This is a genomic window from Kitasatospora sp. NPDC054939, from assembly GCF_053610105.1.
Genome location: NZ_JBSGXP010000046.1, coordinates 36,888 through 52,710, shown reverse-complemented (window position 1 = coordinate 52,710; position 15,823 = coordinate 36,888). Strand labels below are relative to the sequence as shown.

The 15,823-nt window shown below is 74.9% G+C and carries 15 protein-coding genes; 10 read left to right on the top strand and 5 right to left on the bottom strand.

Features of this window, described 5'->3' with window-relative positions; genetic code table 11:
• The first annotated feature begins 243 nt into the window (after window positions 1-243).
• Window positions 244-1,611, top strand: coding sequence for a cytochrome P450 (locus tag ACWGB8_RS15875; protein ID WP_452214028.1), 1,368 nt, complete (start codon window positions 244-246; stop codon window positions 1,609-1,611).
• Between the two features lie 191 nt (window positions 1,612-1,802).
• Window positions 1,803-2,033 carry a hypothetical protein gene (locus ACWGB8_RS15870; RefSeq protein WP_452214026.1) on the top strand — a complete coding sequence of 77 codons (231 nt, stop codon included), beginning with the start codon at window positions 1,803-1,805 and terminating at the stop codon, window positions 2,031-2,033.
• Window positions 2,034-2,078: 45 nt separating this feature from the next.
• Here ACWGB8_RS15870 and ACWGB8_RS15865 read toward each other — a convergent pair whose 3' ends face one another.
• Window positions 2,079-2,459, bottom strand: coding sequence for a hypothetical protein (locus ACWGB8_RS15865; protein ID WP_452214024.1), 381 nt, complete (start codon window positions 2,457-2,459; stop codon window positions 2,079-2,081).
• 170 nt (window positions 2,460-2,629) lie between these two features.
• Between ACWGB8_RS15865 and ACWGB8_RS15860 the strand changes: the two genes are divergently transcribed.
• Entirely contained in the window at window positions 2,630-3,187 is a 558-nt protein-coding gene (locus ACWGB8_RS15860) for an RNA polymerase sigma factor (RefSeq protein WP_452214022.1), read from the top strand.
• A 58-nt stretch (window positions 3,188-3,245) separates the two neighbouring features.
• Entirely contained in the window at window positions 3,246-4,202 is a 957-nt protein-coding gene (locus ACWGB8_RS15855; RefSeq protein WP_452214021.1) for a hypothetical protein, read from the top strand.
• A 131-nt stretch (window positions 4,203-4,333) separates the two neighbouring features.
• Here the strand turns inward: ACWGB8_RS15855 and ACWGB8_RS15850 are convergent, their stop codons facing one another.
• Window positions 4,334-5,716, bottom strand: coding sequence for a cation:dicarboxylate symporter family transporter (locus tag ACWGB8_RS15850; RefSeq protein WP_452214019.1), 1,383 nt, complete (start codon window positions 5,714-5,716; stop codon window positions 4,334-4,336).
• Between the two features lie 171 nt (window positions 5,717-5,887).
• Here ACWGB8_RS15850 and ACWGB8_RS15845 point away from each other — a divergent pair, with 171 nt between their 5' ends.
• Both ACWGB8_RS15845 and ACWGB8_RS15840 read left to right on the top strand, forming a co-directional pair.
• Window positions 5,888-7,513: a sensor histidine kinase gene (locus ACWGB8_RS15845; RefSeq protein ID WP_452214017.1), complete on the top strand. Its 1,626-nt coding sequence runs from the start codon at window positions 5,888-5,890 to the stop codon at window positions 7,511-7,513.
• Window positions 7,510-8,208: a response regulator gene (locus ACWGB8_RS15840; protein WP_452214015.1), complete on the top strand. Its 699-nt coding sequence runs from the start codon at window positions 7,510-7,512 to the stop codon at window positions 8,206-8,208. The genes ACWGB8_RS15845 and ACWGB8_RS15840 overlap by 4 nt, the downstream gene beginning before the upstream one ends.
• A 2-nt stretch (window positions 8,209-8,210) precedes the next feature.
• Here the strand turns inward: ACWGB8_RS15840 and ACWGB8_RS15835 are convergent, their stop codons facing one another.
• Together ACWGB8_RS15835 and ACWGB8_RS15830 are read right to left on the bottom strand one after the other, a co-directional pair.
• Window positions 8,211-8,576 carry a PH domain-containing protein gene (locus ACWGB8_RS15835; RefSeq protein WP_452214013.1) on the bottom strand — a complete coding sequence of 122 codons (366 nt, stop codon included), beginning with the start codon at window positions 8,574-8,576 and terminating at the stop codon, window positions 8,211-8,213.
• 76 nt (window positions 8,577-8,652) lie between these two features.
• Window positions 8,653-9,330: a class I SAM-dependent methyltransferase gene (locus tag ACWGB8_RS15830; RefSeq protein ID WP_452214011.1), complete on the bottom strand. Its 678-nt coding sequence runs from the start codon at window positions 9,328-9,330 to the stop codon at window positions 8,653-8,655.
• Between the two features lie 175 nt (window positions 9,331-9,505).
• On the opposite strand from ACWGB8_RS15830, the gene ACWGB8_RS15825 reads away from it, so the two are divergent.
• The 4 genes from ACWGB8_RS15825 to ACWGB8_RS15810 all read left to right on the top strand — a co-directional run bounded on the left by ACWGB8_RS15825 (window position 9,506) and on the right by ACWGB8_RS15810 (window position 14,865).
• Window positions 9,506-10,870 (top strand): diaminobutyrate--2-oxoglutarate transaminase family protein, encoded by a 1,365-nt coding sequence (locus ACWGB8_RS15825; RefSeq protein ID WP_452214009.1) that lies wholly within the window; start codon window positions 9,506-9,508, stop codon window positions 10,868-10,870.
• On the top strand, window positions 10,867-12,408 hold the full coding sequence (locus ACWGB8_RS15820; protein WP_452214007.1) for a pyridoxal phosphate-dependent decarboxylase family protein: 1,542 nt from the start codon (window positions 10,867-10,869) through the stop codon (window positions 12,406-12,408). The genes ACWGB8_RS15825 and ACWGB8_RS15820 overlap by 4 nt, the downstream gene beginning before the upstream one ends.
• A 404-nt stretch (window positions 12,409-12,812) precedes the next feature.
• On the top strand, window positions 12,813-13,577 hold the full coding sequence (locus tag ACWGB8_RS15815; protein ID WP_452214006.1) for a tRNA-dependent cyclodipeptide synthase: 765 nt from the start codon (window positions 12,813-12,815) through the stop codon (window positions 13,575-13,577).
• Window positions 13,578-13,677: 100 nt separating this feature from the next.
• Window positions 13,678-14,865, top strand: a complete 1,188-nt coding sequence (locus ACWGB8_RS15810) for a cytochrome P450 (RefSeq protein WP_452214005.1) — start codon at window positions 13,678-13,680, stop codon at window positions 14,863-14,865.
• 10 nt (window positions 14,866-14,875) lie between these two features.
• On the opposite strand, the gene ACWGB8_RS15805 is transcribed toward ACWGB8_RS15810, so the two are convergent.
• Window positions 14,876-15,682 (bottom strand): inositol monophosphatase family protein, encoded by an 807-nt coding sequence (locus ACWGB8_RS15805; protein WP_452214034.1) that lies wholly within the window; start codon window positions 15,680-15,682, stop codon window positions 14,876-14,878.
• Between the last annotated feature and the right edge of the window lie 141 nt (window positions 15,683-15,823).

The window sequence follows — 15,823 nt, the reverse complement described above, 5'->3', positions numbered from 1 at the left end:
TCTGTACTTCCAAATCCCTGCTGACGGGTTGTTGTATTTTTTCTTTGAAGTGTCGCCGTTCCCCGTGCCGGGCCGCGCGCCCCCCGCCGCCCCGGCCGGGCCCCCGCGCGCGGCCGTCCGGGTGCGGCTCCGGCGCGCGGGCCGGCACCGGGCACCCGACACCGTGCGGTCCGACCCCTTCTCCACTGACTACCGGTCAGTTAAGTTGTGGAGATCGGGATCACCTTGGAGGAGGACCGCACGATGGCGACCGCGACCCGGATCCCCGGCCCGCCCGGACTGCCGCTGCTCGGGTCGATGCTCGACATCGTCAAGCGCCCGCTGGAGACCTACCTGGAGGCCCGGCGCGACTACGGCGACGTGGTGCGCTTCACGGCGGGCCCGCCCGGGCGGCGCATCGAGTTCTACCTGGTGGCCGCGCCCGAGGGCGTCCAGCAGGTGCTCGCCACCGAGTCGGCCAACTTCCGCAAGGACAGCGCCTTCTACGAGGAGCTGCGGACCACCGTCGGCAACGGCCTGCTGACCAGCCAGGACGCCGAGTACCAGCGCCAGCGCCGGCTGATCCAGCCGCTGTTCACCCGCCGCCGGGTGGACACCTACGCCGAGGCCGTGGGCCTGGAGGCGCAGTCGCTGGTCGAGCGGTGGCGGCAGGTGCCCGGCGGCGTGGTCGACGTGGCTCCGGAGATGTCCCGCTTCGCGCTGCGGGCCGTCGCCCGGATCCTCTTCGGCACGGACGTCGAGGAGGCGGTGGGCGTGGTGCACCGCTACTTCCCGGTGCTCGGCGAGTACGTCCGGTCCCGCGGCTTCGCGATGGTCCGCCTCCCGCGCACCTGGCCGACTCCGGGCAACCGCCGGGGCGAGGAGGCCCGCCGCGAGCTCTACGGGATCTGCGACCGGGTCATCGCCGCGCGGGCGGCGCGTCCGGAGGGCGGGCGGTCCGGCGACGAGGACCTCCTGGACCTGCTGGCGCACGCACGCGGCGAGGACGGCGAGGCCCTGGACGCGACCGAACTGCGCGACCAGGTGCTGATCTTCCTGCTGGCCGGCCACGAGACCACCGCGACCTCGCTGGCCTTCTCGCTGCACCTGCTCGCCCAGCACCCGGAGGCGCGGCGCAGAGCCCAGGAGGAGGCGGACTCGGTGCTCGCCGGCCGCCTCCCACAGGCGTCCGACCTGGAGGCGCTGCCGTACCTCACCCGGGTCATCAAGGAGTCGATGCGGCTCTACCCGGCCGCCGCGCTGGTCGGCCGGCGGTCGGTCGCCGAGAGCGTGATCGGCGGGCACGTCGTCCCGGCCGGGTCGCAGGTGCTGCTGGCGCCCTGGGTGACCCACCGCCACCCGGACCACTGGGAGAAGCCGGAGGCCTTCGACCCGGACCGCTTCCTGCCCGAGGCGGAGAAGGCCCGGCACCGGTACGCCTGGTACCCCTTCGGCGGCGGGCCGCGGGCCTGCATCGGCCAGCACTTCTCGATGCTGGAGTCGGTGCTCGCCCTGGGCTCGCTGCTGCGCGAGTTCGACCTGGAGGCGGTGGACCGGGAGGTGCCGCTGTCGGTGGCGATCACGCTGCGGGCGGAGGGGCCGATGCGGATCCGGCTGACCCCGCGCCGCTGAAGCGGAGCTGCCGGGCCCGCAGCACCGGCCCGCACCGCCGGACCCCGGGGGGCGGGCGATCCATGAGAGCACAGCGCCGTGCCCGGCGGGCCGCTTTCGGCATCCTCGGACGACCGCGGCCCGCCGCCGGTAGCGTCCCGTGCACCCCAGACCGGAAGCGTACGTGCGGACGGCGGTCGACCGGAGGTCCGATGGGCATCCTGCAGCACGCCGGCGCCGACCCGGTGGAGTTCGTCCTGCCGCTGCTGGTGGGGCTGGGCTCCTCGCTGCTGCTCGCCTCCGCCCTCGTCGCGCTCTCCCCGCGGGCCCGGGGGCGCACCCCGTACGGGCGGGCGGGCGAACTCGCCATCGAGGACCTGCGGGCGGGCCCGGACGGGCACCGGCCCGCGGAGCCGCCGCGGAACGGCGGGGGCGCCGGCTGACGGCGCCGCCGCCCGCCGTCCGCGGACGGCCGGGTGCCGGGCGGGTCAGCCGCGGGTCTGGAAGACGACCCTGGTCCAGGTGGAGCCGGGGCAGTTGCCCCAGACCGCCCAGGGCTCGGGCCGGGCGCCGATCCAGAGGCCGGTGCTGGACGTGCCGTTGGCGCAGTAGGTGATGGTGCGCAGCTCACCGGAGTAGATCCGGCAGTTGCCCTCCCACCGCCAGCCGTGGTTCGCGGTGATGACGCACCGGTAGGAGGCGGCGACGGCCTGCGCGTCGGCCGCGCCGGCGACGATCTCGCCGGCCGCCGGTGCCGGGGCGGGCAGGGTGGTCGCGGTGGCGGGCAGGGTGGTGGCGCCGATCGCGCCGAGCGCGGCGGCGGCGGCGAGTCCGAACCTGGCGACGTGGTGGGCGATCCGACCGGACATGGTGTTTCTCCTCGCTCGTCTGCGGTGCCCCGACGGGAAGTCGGCGGGTATTTCCCGCCCGCGTCGATGACGTACTGCACACGAATGACTGCGCACCGTGAGACGACGAACTATGATGTGACCTGCGTCACAAAAGAGTTGTCGCGCTGTCGATTTCCGAGGTGGGGGCCATGGATGTCGTCGGTCCGGATGCGCACGGCCGCGTCGGGGAATTCAACCGGGTGTTCACGGAAATGCTGCCCAGGCTCCGCCGGGCGGCCCTCTCGCTCACCGGGAGTCCCCATGCCGCGGAGGACGTGGTGCACGACGCCTATCTGCGGCTGGTCCGCCGGCCCGAGCGGTTCCTCGGCCACCCGCAGCCGTACGCCTACGCGTTCACGGTGGTGGCCAACCTGGTCCGCGACCGGTGGCGCCAGGAGCGCCGGCGGGCCCCGCTGCCCGGGCAGCGCGAGCGCGGCGGCCCGCCGGCGGACCCGCTCGGCGGCGGCCTCGGGGAGCTGCAGGCGCACTGGGAGGTGGTCCGGCTGCTGCGCCGGCTGTCCGCGCAGCAGGCCCGCGCGGTGCTGCTGGTCGACCTCGCCGGGTACAGCGTCGACGAGGCCGCCGCCCTGCTGGGCGTGCACCGAAGCACCCTGCACGTCAACCGCCGGCGGGCGCTGCGCCGGCTGCGGGCCGTGCTGGACGACGAGCGGGCGGCCCGGGAGCCGGGCGGCGGTGCCGACGGCTGACGCGCCACGCTGACGGCAAGTCAGCTGATGCGGGCGGACCGGTCGTACGCTGAAAATCGTGATCACCTACCAGGACCACAGGCTGCGCACGCTGGCGGACGAGGGCCGCTGGCCCGAGCTGCTGCGCATCTACCGGCTGCGCCGGGCGGCTGCCGCGGCGGCGGCGGGTGAGGAGTGGGCCGCCGCCGAGACGGCGCCGCTCGGCCACCTGATCGCCCGGGGGGCGCCGCCCGAGGTGGCCGCACGGCTGTTCGACCGGGACGGCGGGCCGGGCAGCGCCGCCGGGATCGGCGACCACGACGCCGGTCCGCTCTGGGAGGTGCTCGCCACCCGGCACTCCTGGCTGCGGCTCGCCCCGCTGCTCGGCCCGGCACCGGTCCGGCGGCTGGTCGCGCACACCCGGGTGCTGGTCGGCGAGGACCTCTCGTACGGGGCGGAGCCCGATCCGGAGGGAGTGCCGCTACTGCTGGAGCCCTGGGAGACGGCGGGCTGGGGCGAGGGCGGCCGGGTCCGGGAGTACCCGGGCGGCGGCGGCTCGCGCAGCTCGCTGCTGGTACTGCCGGCGAGCCGGGAGGGGCTGGGCCCGGTGGAGCTGCCGGAGCCGGGCGGCCAGGTGCCCGGCCAGCGGGCCACCCGGCTGCTCGCGGGGCTGGCCGACTGGTTGGAGGCGGCCTGCGTCCGGGGTCCGGCCCCGCAGGCGGCGGCCCGGTTCGCCCCGGGGGTGCGGGTGACCGGCGGGTACCTGCCGTTCGCCGCCGCCTATCCGGTGCTGGTGCAGGCCGGGGCGGGCGCGCGAGCGGGCGGTTCGGCGCTCGGGCGGCTGGCGCTGTGGCGGGCGCTGGGCGCGATGGCGGGCGCGGCCGGTCCGGACCGGGCGGAGGTGAACGCGCTGGTCGCCCGGATGCGCTGCTTCACCTGGTGCGACCCGACGGACGAGCTGCGCCATCTGCACGTCGTGCTGGAGGATCCGGCGACCGGCCTGAGCTGGGCGGTCAGCGGCTCCGAGGCGGTCTGACGCGTACCGGCCCGCGGCGGCGGGCCGGTACGCGGGAGCCTCGGCCCGACGCCGCTCGGGGTTGGGGGAGCGGCATCGGGCCGGGGGGTTCGGGGGAGCGGCGCCGGACCGGGGGGTTCGGGCGTGGCGGGTCAGACCGCCGCGGACTCGCGGCTCGGGGCGGTCCCCGGGGCGGGGACGGCCGGCTCGGCGGGGCCGTGTGCGTCGACCAGCGTCTGCTCGTCGAAGGGCAGCGCGCCCGCCAGCACCTGCCGGGCCCGGTCGCGGTCCAGCTCGCCGGTCCAGTGGCCGACCAGCACGGTGGCGACGGCGTTGCCCGCGAAGTTGGTCAGCGCCCGGGCCTCCGACATGAAGCGGTCGATGCCGACGATCAGGCCGACGCCGTCGACCAGTGCGGGCTTGTGCGACTGCAGCCCGCCCGCGAGGGTGGCCAGGCCCGCGCCGGTGACGCCGGCCGCGCCCTTGCTGGCGATGACCATGAAGACCAGCAGCGAGAGCTGCTCGCCGAGCGACATCGGCTTGTCCAGCGCCTCGGAGATGAAGATCGAGGCCATGGTCAGGTAGATCGCGGTGCCGTCCAGGTTGAAGCTGTAGCCGGTCGGCACGGTGATGCCGACGACCGGGCGGCTGACGCCCAGGTGCTCCATCTTGGCGATCAGGCGGGGGAGCGCGCTCTCCGAGGAGGAGGTGGAGAGGATCAGCAGGAACTCGCGGCCCAGGTAGCGCAGCAGGGTGAAGATGTTGACCCCGGCGGCCAGCCGCAGCAGCAGTCCGAGCACCACGACCACGAACAGCGCGCAGGTGACGTAGAAGCCGATCATGATCACGGCCAGGCTCTTGAGCGCGGCCGTGCCGGTCGCGCCGACCACCGCGGCCATCGCGCCGAACGCGCCGATCGGCGCCACCCACATGATCATCGCCATGATCCGGAACACCAGCCGCTGAATGTGCTCGATGCCGCGCAGGACCGGCGCCCCGGCCGGGCCCATCGCCTGCAGGGCGAAGCCGGCCAGCAGGGCGACCAGCAGGGTCTGCAGCACCTTGCCGTCGGTGAGGGCCGAGAGCAGGCTGGTCGGGATGATGCCGAGCAGGAAGTCGGTGGTGGACTGCGCGCCGCCGGCCGCCGCCTGGGCGTGGCCGGACTTGGCGAGCGCCTGGGTCAGGTGCAGTCCGGAGCCGGGCTCCAGCAGGTTGCCGACGACCAGGCCGATGCCGAGCGCCGCGGTGGACATGGTGAGGAAGTAGCCGAGCGCGAGGCCGCCGACCCTGCCGACCTTGGCGGCCTTGGTGACCGAGCCGATGCCCAGCACGATGGTGCAGAAGATAACCGGACTGATCATCATCTTGATCAGATTGACGAAGCCGGTGCCGATCGGCTTCAGCCCGACCGCGAACTCCGGCGCCACCAGACCCACCACCACGCCCGCGACCACGGCCGCGATCACCGCGATGTAGAGGTAGTGGCTGCGGTCCCGGCGTCTGCCCCCTGCCTGCGCGCCTGCTGTGATCGACATCTGCGGCTCCTTCGCCCTGCTGTCCTGGCGGCCCCGGGTGGTGGGCCGCTCCGACTATGGGCCGCGGCAGTGACGCCGGTCACGCTTGCGTTCATAGAGTTCACCGGCGGACGCCCGGGACCGCCCGCACACCCCTGGGGGCCGGTACGGCCGTGGTGCACACTGTCTGGCATGTCCGTGCGCACGCTCCCCGCCGCGCCCCGGCGGGTGCGCAGCCTCGCCGGGCAGCTCTTCCTCGTCCAGGTCGTCATCGTCGCCGCCGTGGTGGCCGGCGGCGCCGTCCTGGCGTACCTGTTCACCGCCGGCCACCACGAGGACGCCGCCCGGCGCCAGGTCACCGCCGTCGCCCGCGCGGTCGCCGACTCGCCCTCGGTGCGCACCGCCGTCACCGGACCCGACCCCTCCCCCGTGCTCCAGCCGTACGCGGAACGGGTCCGGCTGGACACCGGGGTCTCCTTCGTCACCGTCATGGACACCGACGGCGTCCGCTGGACCCACCCGCTGCCCGAGCAGATCGGCCGGACCTTCCTCGGCCACATCGACTGGGCGCTCGCCGGGGAGACCCGCAGCGAGACCTACACCGGCACCCTCGGCCCCTCCGTCCGGGTGGTCACCCCGGTCGTGGACGAGCAGCAGCGGGTCGTCGCGCTGGTCAGCGCCGGCATCACGATGGACTCCCTCAGCGCCCAACTGCGCGGCCCGCTGCTCGCCCTGGTCGGCGTCGCGGCCGGCGCGCTCGCCCTCGGCGGCCTCGGCACCTACCTCGCCAACGCCCGGCTGCGCCGCCACACCCACGGCATGGGCGCGGCCGAACTCAGCCACCTGTACGAGTACCACCAGGCGACCCTGCACTCGGTGCGCGAGGGCCTCGTCCTGCTCGACCGCTCCCACCGGGTGGTGCTCTGCAACGACGCCGCCCGCGAACTGCTCGGCCTCGACGGCGCGGTGGAGGGACGGTCGATCGCCGCACTGGACCTCCCGGCCGCCCTGGTGCGCTCCGCCACCGGACCGGGACCGGTCCGCGACGAGGTCCACCTCACCGCCGAACGGGTCGTGGTGCTCAACACCTCGACGGTCGGTGAGCGCCTCGGCAGCGTCCTCACCCTCCGCGACCACACCGAACTCCAGGCGCTCAGCGGTGAACTGGACTCCGTCCGCGGCTTCACCGAGGCGCTCGGCGCACAGGCCCACGAGGCCGCCAACCGGCTGCACGCCGTCGTCTCGCTGATCGAACTCGGCCGCCACGACGAGGCCGTGGAGTTCGCCACCGCCGAACTCGCGCTCGCCCAGCAGCTCACCGACCGGGTGGTCGCCGCCGTCACCGAACCCGTCCTCGCCGCCCTGCTGCTCGGCAAGGCGGCCCAGGCCGCCGAACGCGGCGTCGACCTCACCCTCACCGAGGACAGCCGGATCGACGACGGCGTCCTGCCGCCCGGCCTCCCCACCCGCGACCTGGTCACCCTGCTCGGCAACCTGATCGACAACGCCGTGGACGCCGCCATCGCCGGGGCCGCCCTCAGCCCCGACCCGCCCGAGGTGTCCGTCACCGCCCGGATCGACGACGGCGACCTGCTGCTGCGCGTCGCCGACACCGGCACCGGCATCGAACCCGGAGCCGTCGAGGACGTGTTCCGCCGCGGCTGGAGCACCAAGCAGGACGGCCGCGGACACGGCCTGGGCCTCGCCCTGGTCGCCCAGACCGCCCGCCGCAACGGCGGCACCGTCGCCGTCGGGCGCGAACGCGGCGCCGTCCTCACCGTCCGACTGCCGCTCCAGCGCACCCGGGAGGCGCGGTGATCTCCGTCCTGGTGGTCGAGGACGACCCGGTGGCCGCCGCCGCCCACACCCTCTACGTCCGGCGCGAACCCGGCTTCCGGGCCGTCGGCACCGTGCACGGCTGCGCCGACGCGCTGCGCTTCCTGGAGCGCGCCCGCACCGCAGGCCCGCCGGTCGACCTGCTGCTGCTCGACCTCTACCTGCCCGACGGGCACGGTCTGCAGCTCTGCCGCACGCTGCGCGCGGCCGGGCACACCACCGACGTCATCGCCGTCACCTCCGCCCGGGACCTCGCGATGGTCCGGCAGGCGGTCTCCGCGGGCGTCGTCCAGTACCTGCTGAAACCGTTCAGCGCCGCCGCCCTGCACGACCGCCTGGAGCGCTACGCCCGCTACCGGGACACCCTGGGCCGCACCGGCGAGGCCACCGGGCAGGACGAGGTCGACCAGGCCCTGGCCCTGCTGCGCACCCCCGAGCGCAGCGCCCTGCCGAAGGGCCTCAGCGCGCCCACCCTGGACACCGTCGCCGGGGTGCTGCGCGCCGCGGAGGGCGGCCTCTCGGCCGCCGCGGCGGGGGCGGCCGCGGGGGTCTCGCGGATCACCGCCCGCCGCTACCTGGAGCACCTGGTCGACACCGGCCTGGCCGCCCGCGAACCGCAGTACGGCCAGGTCGGGCGGCCGGAGCTGTGCTACCGCTGGCGGGGCCGCAAGCCCTAGGGTCAGCGGGCGACGAAGTGGGTCAGCATGGCCTGCACCTCGTAGATGTCCACGCCCTTGGTGAAGTTCTTGGAGATCGGCAGACCGCCGCCGGAGATCCATATCTTGAGCTCGGCGTCGAGGTCGAAGGTGCCGGCCGTCTCCACCGCGAAGTGCGTGATGCTCTTGTACGGGATCGAGTGGTACTCGGTCTTCTTGCCGGTGATGCCCTGCTTGTCGACCAGGATCAGCCGGCGGTCGGTGAACAGGAAGGTGTCGCGGATCAGCTGGTACGCGCCGTGCACGTTCTCGCCCTGGCCGAGGAGCCGGGCGAACTCCTTCTGAGCCTCGGCGTTGTCCACCTTGTGCGCGTTGCCGAAGAGCGCCATCTCGCGGTCCTCTCGTGGGCACCCGCTCCCGGGTGCGGAGGCCACGAGTCTGCCACGCCGGTGATCTTGTGGACAGTCAGTTCCGCCGGGCCAGGGCGAGCCAGCGCTCGTCGGTGTCGGTGTACGACTCCAACTCCCACCCGGCGGCGCTCAGCAGCGGCCGGAGGTTGGGCTCGGCCCGCCGGTCGTCCGGGGTGAGTTCGCGGCCGTGCCGGGCGGCGAGCGCGGCCCGGCCGAGCGGGTGGAAGAGCGCGAGCCGGCCGCCGGGGCGGGTGACCCGGGCGAGTTCGTGCAGCGCGAGCTCCGGGTCGGCGAGGTGGGAGACCAGGCCGGCGGCGAACACCGCGTCCAATCCGGAGGCCGGCAGCGGGAGTCGGGCACAGTCGGCGAGCAGCAGTTCGGCGCTGCCGGGGTGCCGGGCGGCGGCCTCGGCGAGCATCTCCGGGGTGACGTCGGCGCCGAGCACGGTGCCGTCGGGGCCGACCGCGGCGCGCAGCAGCGGCAGGGCGCGGCCGGTGCCGCAGCCGGCGTCCAGCACCGAGGCGCCGGGGCGCAGCCCGAGTTCGGCGATCGCGGCGGCGTAGCGCGGACCGTCGTCGGGGAAGCGGTCGTCCCAGCCGGCGGCGCGGACGGCGAAGAAGGCGCGGGTGCGGGCGAGTTCGGCCTCGTACGGGTCGGCGGGCCCGGCGGCGTCCGCCCCGGCCGGGTTCGGGTCGTCCCGGTGCGGGCCGTGGGCTGCGGCGTCGTGCGGCATGCGGTGGCTCCCTGCTGGATCGGCTGCCGGAAGGGTAGCCCGTAACCCCCGCGCGTCCGGCTCGTTGTCCGGGGCGGGAGCGTGTCACCCGCTCGGGTGGTTCCGGCGGCCCCGGCGGCTCCCGACCCGACGGGATCAGTAAAGTTAGGCTTACCTAACTTACCGGGAGTCCCCCTTGACGCTCGCCGTTCCCGCCCAGGCCGCCACCAGCGGCGACGCCATCCTGCGCCGCCAGCGCATGCGCGAGTCCGCCGCCCGCACCTACGCGCGGTCCTTCCCCATCGTCCCGGTGCGGGCCAACGGCATGACCGTCGAGGGCGCGGACGGCCGCCGCTACCTCGACTGCCTCTCCGGCGCGGGCACCCTGGCGCTCGGCCACAACCACCCCGTCGTCCTGGAGGCGATCCGCCGCACCCTCGACAGCGGCGCCCCGCTGCACCTCCTCGACCTCGCCACCGCCGAGAAGGACGACTTCACCGGAGCCCTCTTCGAACAACTCCCCGCGGGCCTGCGCACCGGCTCCCGGGTGCACTTCTGCGGCCCCGCCGGGACCGACGCCGTCGAGGCCGCCCTCAAGCTCATGCAGACCGCCACCGGCCGCAGCGGCGCCCTCGCCTTCACCGGCGCCTACCACGGCATGACCGCCGGCGCCCTCGCCGTCACCGGCAATGTCGCCGTCAAGGAACCGCTGCCCGGCGGCGGCGAGGTCGTCCGGCTCCCCTACCCGTACGGCTACCGCTGCCCCTTCGGCGTCGGCGGCGCGGTCGGCGCGGAACTCGCCGCCACCTACGCCGAGCGGCTGCTCGACGACCCCTCCGGCGGCGTGGTGCCGCCCGCCGCGATGATCCTGGAGGCCGTCCAGGGCGAGGGCGGCGTGGTGCCCGCCCCCGACGACTGGCTGCGCGCCATGCGCCGGATCACCGCCGACCGCGGCATCCCGCTGATCGTCGACGAGGTGCAGACCGGCGTCGGCCGCACCGGGGCCATGTGGGCCGTCGAGCACAGCGGGATCGTCCCCGACGCCATGGTGCTCTCCAAGGCCATCGGCGGCAGCCTGCCGCTCGCCGTCGTCGTCTACCGCGAGGAGTACGACCGCTGGTGCCCCGGCGCCCACACCGGCACCTTCCGCGGCAACACCCTGGCCATGGCCGCCGGCGCCGCCACCCTCCGGTACGTCGCCGCCCACGGGCTCGCCGACCGCGCCGCCCTGGTCGGCGCGCGGATGGCCGAACGGCTGCGCGCCCTGCGCGGCGAACTGCCCGTCATCGGCGACGTCCGCGGCCGCGGACTGATGATCGGCGTCGAACTCGTCGACCCCGCCGCCGAACCCGACAGCTGCGGCGCCCACCCGGCCGACCCCGCGCTCGCCCTGCGCACCCGCGAAGCCTGCCTCGCCCGCGGCCTGATCGTCGAACTCGGCGGCCGGCACGACGCCGTCCTGCGCCTGCTCCCGCCGCTCACCATCAGCGACGAACAGGCCGAGGCCGTGCTCGACCGCCTCGCCGACGCCCTCCGCGCCGCCGCCGGGGGCCGGCCGTGACCACCCCGGCACCCGCCCTCTCCGGCGGCGCCGACGGACCGGCCGCCCTGGGTCCCCTGCTGGACACCGTGCTCGACGCGCTCGCCGCCGGCGCCGTCCTGCGCGGCGGCCCGCTGCCCGCCGGCAGCCCCGCCGCGATCGCCGCCCTGGTCGCCGGCGAACTGCGCGAACCGCCCGGCCCCGACGCCCTGTACCGGCTCACCCGGCTCCTCGCGCAGGCCGCCGCCGACCCCGCCGACCCGGCCTGTGCCGCCCACCTGCACTGCCCGCCGCTCGCGCTCGCCGCCGCCGCCGACCTCGCCGTCAGCGCGCTCAACCCCTCGCAGGACTCCTGGGACCAGGCGCCCGCCGCCACCGCCCTGGAGAGCGCCCTGCTCGCCGAACTCGCCGCCCTCGTCGGCTACCACCCCGCGCGGGCCGCCGGCGTCCTCACCTCCGGCGGCACCGAGTCCAACCTGATGGGCCTGATGCTCGCCCGCGACCAGCGGCTCGACGGCATCGTCGAACTCGACGGCCTGCCGGCCGGCGTCCGGCCCCGGATCCTCGCCTCCCGGGCCGCCCACTTCTCCGTCCAGCGCGCCGCCGCCCTCCTCGGCCTCGGCGAACGCGCCGTCGTCGCCGTCCCCGTCGACCGTGAACTGCGGATGGTCCCCGCCGAACTGGAACGCGCCCTCGCCGAGGTCAGCTGGGCCGGCGGCACCCCGATCGCCGTCGTCGCCACCGCCGGTACCACCGACACCGGCGCCGTCGACCCGCTGCACGCCGCCGCCGACCTCGCCGAGCGCTACGGCGCCTGGCTCCACGTCGACGCCGCGTACGGCGGCGGAGCCCTGCTCTCCGACCGGCTCGCCCCGCTGCTCGACGGCATCGAACGCGCCGACTCCGTCTCCCTGGACTGGCACAAGCTCGGCTGGCAGCCCGCCGCCGCCGGGGTCTTCCTGGTCCGCTCCGCCGAGACCTACGTCTCGCTCGCCCGGCGCGCCGAGTACCTCAACCCCGCCGACGACGAACAGGCCGGCTACCCCAGCCTGCTCGGCCTCTCGCTGCGCACCACCCGCCGGCCCGACGCCTTCAAACTCGCCGTCACCCTGCGCACGCTCGGCCGGGCCGGCCTCGGCCGGCTGGTCGACGCCTGCCACGCGCTGGCCCTCGCCGCGGCCGACACCGTCCGGGCCGAACCCGAACTGGAACTGCACTGCGCGCCGGTGCTCACCACGGTGGTGTTCCGCTACCTCCCGCCGGACGCGGACGCGGACGCCGACGCCGACGCCGACGCCGATGCGGACGCGGAGGCCGACGCCACCGGCGCCGAGACCGCCGCCGACCCGGCCCGTGTCGACCGCGTCAACGCCGAGCTGCGCCGCCTGCTGCTGAGCAGCGGCCGGGCCGTGATCGGCCGCACCGAACTGCCCGGCGAGGGTGACGGACGGGTCCGGCTGAAGCTGACCCTGCTCAACCCGCACACCACCGCCGAGCAGGTCGCCGGGCTGCTGCGGGAGGTCGTCCTGGCCGGTCGCGAGGCCGCCGCCCGGTCGTAGTACCGACTGTATTTCACCTTCCTTTTCCCGCACCGGGATTGGAGGAAGGTACACTGGTGCCGCAGGGCGTTCCGGAGATATCCGGAGCGCCGCCGGAAAGCCTCCGTGGACATACCTTTCCCGAGTCGTACAGGCTGATTCCGGCCGTGCAGGAGCGGAATTCCGCCAACCCCCCGCCAAGGCTTGCGGAGATCAGGAACGGCGGCGGTAACTTCAAGTGGTCGCCGCCACACCAAGAGCGAACGGCTCCTCGGGGCAGGCCGCCCGACCAGGCCCGGGCCGCCCCTTCCCAGCGGTGAACCCCGTTTTCCCGCACCGATGTCCGGTGTATCCCCGGTTAATGCCGTGTAAATCCAGCCCTGCACCAAGTCCTGCACCCAGCCCTGCACCGTGGAGGCCAAGGCATGCGCGAAACCCTCCTGGGCGAGAACTTCGCCAGCACCACCCCGGAACCGCCCGCACCCGTGGAATTCGAGGCGCTGCCGTTCTCCGACCGCTGCCGCCGGATCTGGCGGCGCGGCGACCACCTGCTGATCGGCGTCAGTCCGGGAAACAGCTATTTCAGTCACCGCCGAATATCCGAACTCGTCCGCTGGGGAGGTGAGTTCTTCGAACGGATCGACATCGTCCACGCCGACCTCCACGTCGAGGCCCAGTACGAGACCTTCGGCTACACCCCCGAGCACGCCCGACGCCGGGCCGCCAAGGAGATCAAGGCGACCGCCCGGCGCATCGCCCGCGGCATGGAGGAGGCCGGACCCGCGCACCACGTCACCGCGCACGCCCTCTCCGAGTTCACCGGCCACCCCGCCTACCGGCGCCTGCACCGCCAGGTGGTCGACGGCCTGCGCGCCGACCCGGTCTTCCGCGACGCCGCCGAGGGCATGGCCCGCGGCTTCCTCGCCGCCCGCCTGGACGAGGGCCTCGCCCCCGACGAGCACCAACTCGCCGTCGGCCTGCGCTACATCGCCGCGGAACTGCCGTTCTTCCTGGACACCCCCGCGATCCTCGGCGTGCCCAGCTCGGTCAGCTGCTACCACATCCAACTCCCGCTGACCCCGGTCCTGTTCGGTCGCGACGAGGGGCTGCGCGCGGCCCCCGGCCAGGGCTATGCGGTGGTCCGTCCGGCCCCGCCCGGCGTCGTCGTACCGGCCGCCCGCGCCGCCTGAACACCCCGGCCGCACCACACGGCCGCACCACACGGCCGCACCACACGGCCCACCGCACGTCCCCCCGATCGACCCTCACCCCGGCTCAGGAGCAGCTCCCATGACGGACATCCACTTCCCGCTCTCCCGCAGAGGCGACGTCCTCGACCCCGAGGCGGTACGGCTGCGCGAACAGCAGCCCGTCGCCCCGGTCCGCACCATGACCGGCGACCCGGCCTGGCTGGTCAGCAGCTACGCACTGGCCAAGCAGGTGCTGGAGGACGAGCGCTTCAGCCTCAAGGACACCGCCAACCCCGGCGTGCCCCGCCAGTACGCGCTGACCATCCCGCCCGAGGTGGTCAACAACATGGGCAACATCAACAGCGCCGGACTGCGCAACGCCGTCATGAAGACGCTCTCGCCGCGCGCCGACAAGGAACTCGACGGCTGGCTCCAGGACGAGGCGCACCGGCTGATCGACACCCTGGTCCGGCACGGTGCCCCCGGCGAACTCCGCGACGGCTTCACCGATCCCTACTCCGCCGCGCTGCACTGCCGGCTCCTCGGCATCCCCACCGACGACTGGCGGCGGCTGATGTCCGGCATCGACGTCGCCTTCCTCACCAGCCCGGTGCCCTTCGAGGGGTCCGCCCCCAACTGGTACAAGGACCTCGGCTACATGCTCGGGCAGCTCAACGCCGACCCCGGGCCCACGAGCGGCCTGCTCGGCCGGTTCGCCGAACTCCGCCGCTCCCCGGACGCCTCCGACCGGGTCGGTGACGACCTGCTCGCCACCGTCGCCCTGTCGCTGTTCGGCGCCGGTGCCGTCTCCACCTCGTCCTTCCTGCTCAGCGCGATCATCTACCTCGCCGAACGGCCCGCCCTCGCCGAACGGCTGCGCGCCGAACCCGCCCTGATCGGCCGGGCCGTGGAGGAACTCCTCCGGGTCAACCTGTCCATCGGCGACGCCCTGCCCCGGATCGCCCTCGCCGACGTGCAGCTCGGCGACGTCCTGGTGAAGGAGGGAGACCTGGTCCTGGTGCTGATCGAGGGCGCCAACTACGACCCCGCGGTCTTCCCCGACCCCGAGCGGATCGACTTCGACCGGACCTCCAACCCGCACCTCGCCTTCGGCGGCGGACGGCACTTCTGCCCGGCGTCCGCCCTCGGCCGCACGCACGCCGAGATCGCGCTCACCGCGCTCGTCGAACGGCTGCCCGGACTGCGGCTGGCCCTCCCGGTGGACCAGCTCGCCTGGCGCCCCGGCTTCATCAAGCGCCTGCCGGAGCGGCTCCCCGTCGTCTGGTGAGCCGCGGCCGTCAGGGCCGGTCGGCGAGCAGGATCGCGCGGGTGCACTCCCAGGTGGCCGGGTCGGCGGCGACCAGCAGGCCGTCCTCGCCGCCCGGCACCTGCGGCCGGTACGGGGAGCCGTCGAGCCGCGACGCGACGCCGCCCGCCTCGGTCACCAGCAGCGAACCGGGCGCGTGGTCCCACGGCAGGGTCCGCCAGTAGAGGACGAAGTCCAGCGCGCCGTCGGCGACGTCCGGGTACTCGATGCCCGCCGCGTGCCGGCCCGGGGTCACCTCGCCGAAGCCCGCCTCCGCGTTGCGGCGCAGCCGGCGGCCGCGCTCCGGGTCCAGGAAACGGCTCTTCACCGAACCGCGCCACCCGGCCGGCTCCGGTCCGGCCGCGGCGCGGACCAGCCGGTGGCCGTCGCGCCAGGCGCCGGCGCCGAGTTCGGCGGTGTACAGGGTCGCGGTGGCGGGCTGCAGGATCCAGGCGGCGATGGTCTGCCCGGACCGCACGAGCGAGCACATGACGGCGAACTCGGGGCGGCCGGCGACGAAGTTCGAGGTGCCATCCACCGGGTCGACCAGCCAGACGGCCGGCTCCGTGCGCAGGGCCCGGGTGAGGGAGGGGTCGGCGGCCACCGCCTCCTCGCCGACCACGGGGACCGGCAGCAGCTCGCGCAGCCGGCGGGCGATGATGACCTCGGCCTCGCGGTCGGCGGTGGTGACCAGCTCGCCGGGGGCCTTCTCGATCACGTCCCCGGCGGTGAGGGCCCGGAAGCGGGGCTCGACCGCCTCGGCCGAAGCCTCGGCGAGGATCTCCGCCACCCTGTCCATCAGCACGTGGCCGCTCCCTTCACTGCTACCACTCTCGCACGCCCTTCCGCCCCCGGCCCGGGCTGAGGGACGGCTGCCCGGCGGGGGAGGGGAGCCGGGCCGGGAGCCGGGAGGGCCGGCGGGTGCGCGGTGGGCCGGGCA

Excerpts from the sequence above, each read along its gene's own strand:
- ACWGB8_RS15875 (WP_452214028.1), top strand. The coding sequence starts at position 244 with ATGGCGACCGCGACCCGGATCCCCGGCCCGCCCGGACTGCCGCTGCTC.
- ACWGB8_RS15870 (WP_452214026.1), top strand. The coding sequence starts at position 1,803 with ATGGGCATCCTGCAGCACGCCGGCGCCGACCCGGTGGAGTTCGTCCTG.
- ACWGB8_RS15865 (WP_452214024.1), bottom strand. The coding sequence starts at position 2,459 with ATGTCCGGTCGGATCGCCCACCACGTCGCCAGGTTCGGACTCGCCGCC.
- ACWGB8_RS15860 (WP_452214022.1), top strand. The coding sequence starts at position 2,630 with ATGGATGTCGTCGGTCCGGATGCGCACGGCCGCGTCGGGGAATTCAAC.
- ACWGB8_RS15850 (WP_452214019.1), bottom strand. The coding sequence starts at position 5,716 with ATGTCGATCACAGCAGGCGCGCAGGCAGGGGGCAGACGCCGGGACCGC.
- ACWGB8_RS15845 (WP_452214017.1), top strand. The coding sequence starts at position 5,888 with ATGTCCGTGCGCACGCTCCCCGCCGCGCCCCGGCGGGTGCGCAGCCTC.
- ACWGB8_RS15835 (WP_452214013.1), bottom strand. The coding sequence starts at position 8,576 with ATGGCGCTCTTCGGCAACGCGCACAAGGTGGACAACGCCGAGGCTCAG.
- ACWGB8_RS15830 (WP_452214011.1), bottom strand. The coding sequence starts at position 9,330 with ATGCCGCACGACGCCGCAGCCCACGGCCCGCACCGGGACGACCCGAAC.
- ACWGB8_RS15815 (WP_452214006.1), top strand. The coding sequence starts at position 12,813 with ATGCGCGAAACCCTCCTGGGCGAGAACTTCGCCAGCACCACCCCGGAA.
- ACWGB8_RS15810 (WP_452214005.1), top strand. The coding sequence starts at position 13,678 with ATGACGGACATCCACTTCCCGCTCTCCCGCAGAGGCGACGTCCTCGAC.
- ACWGB8_RS15805 (WP_452214034.1), bottom strand. The coding sequence starts at position 15,682 with ATGGACAGGGTGGCGGAGATCCTCGCCGAGGCTTCGGCCGAGGCGGTC.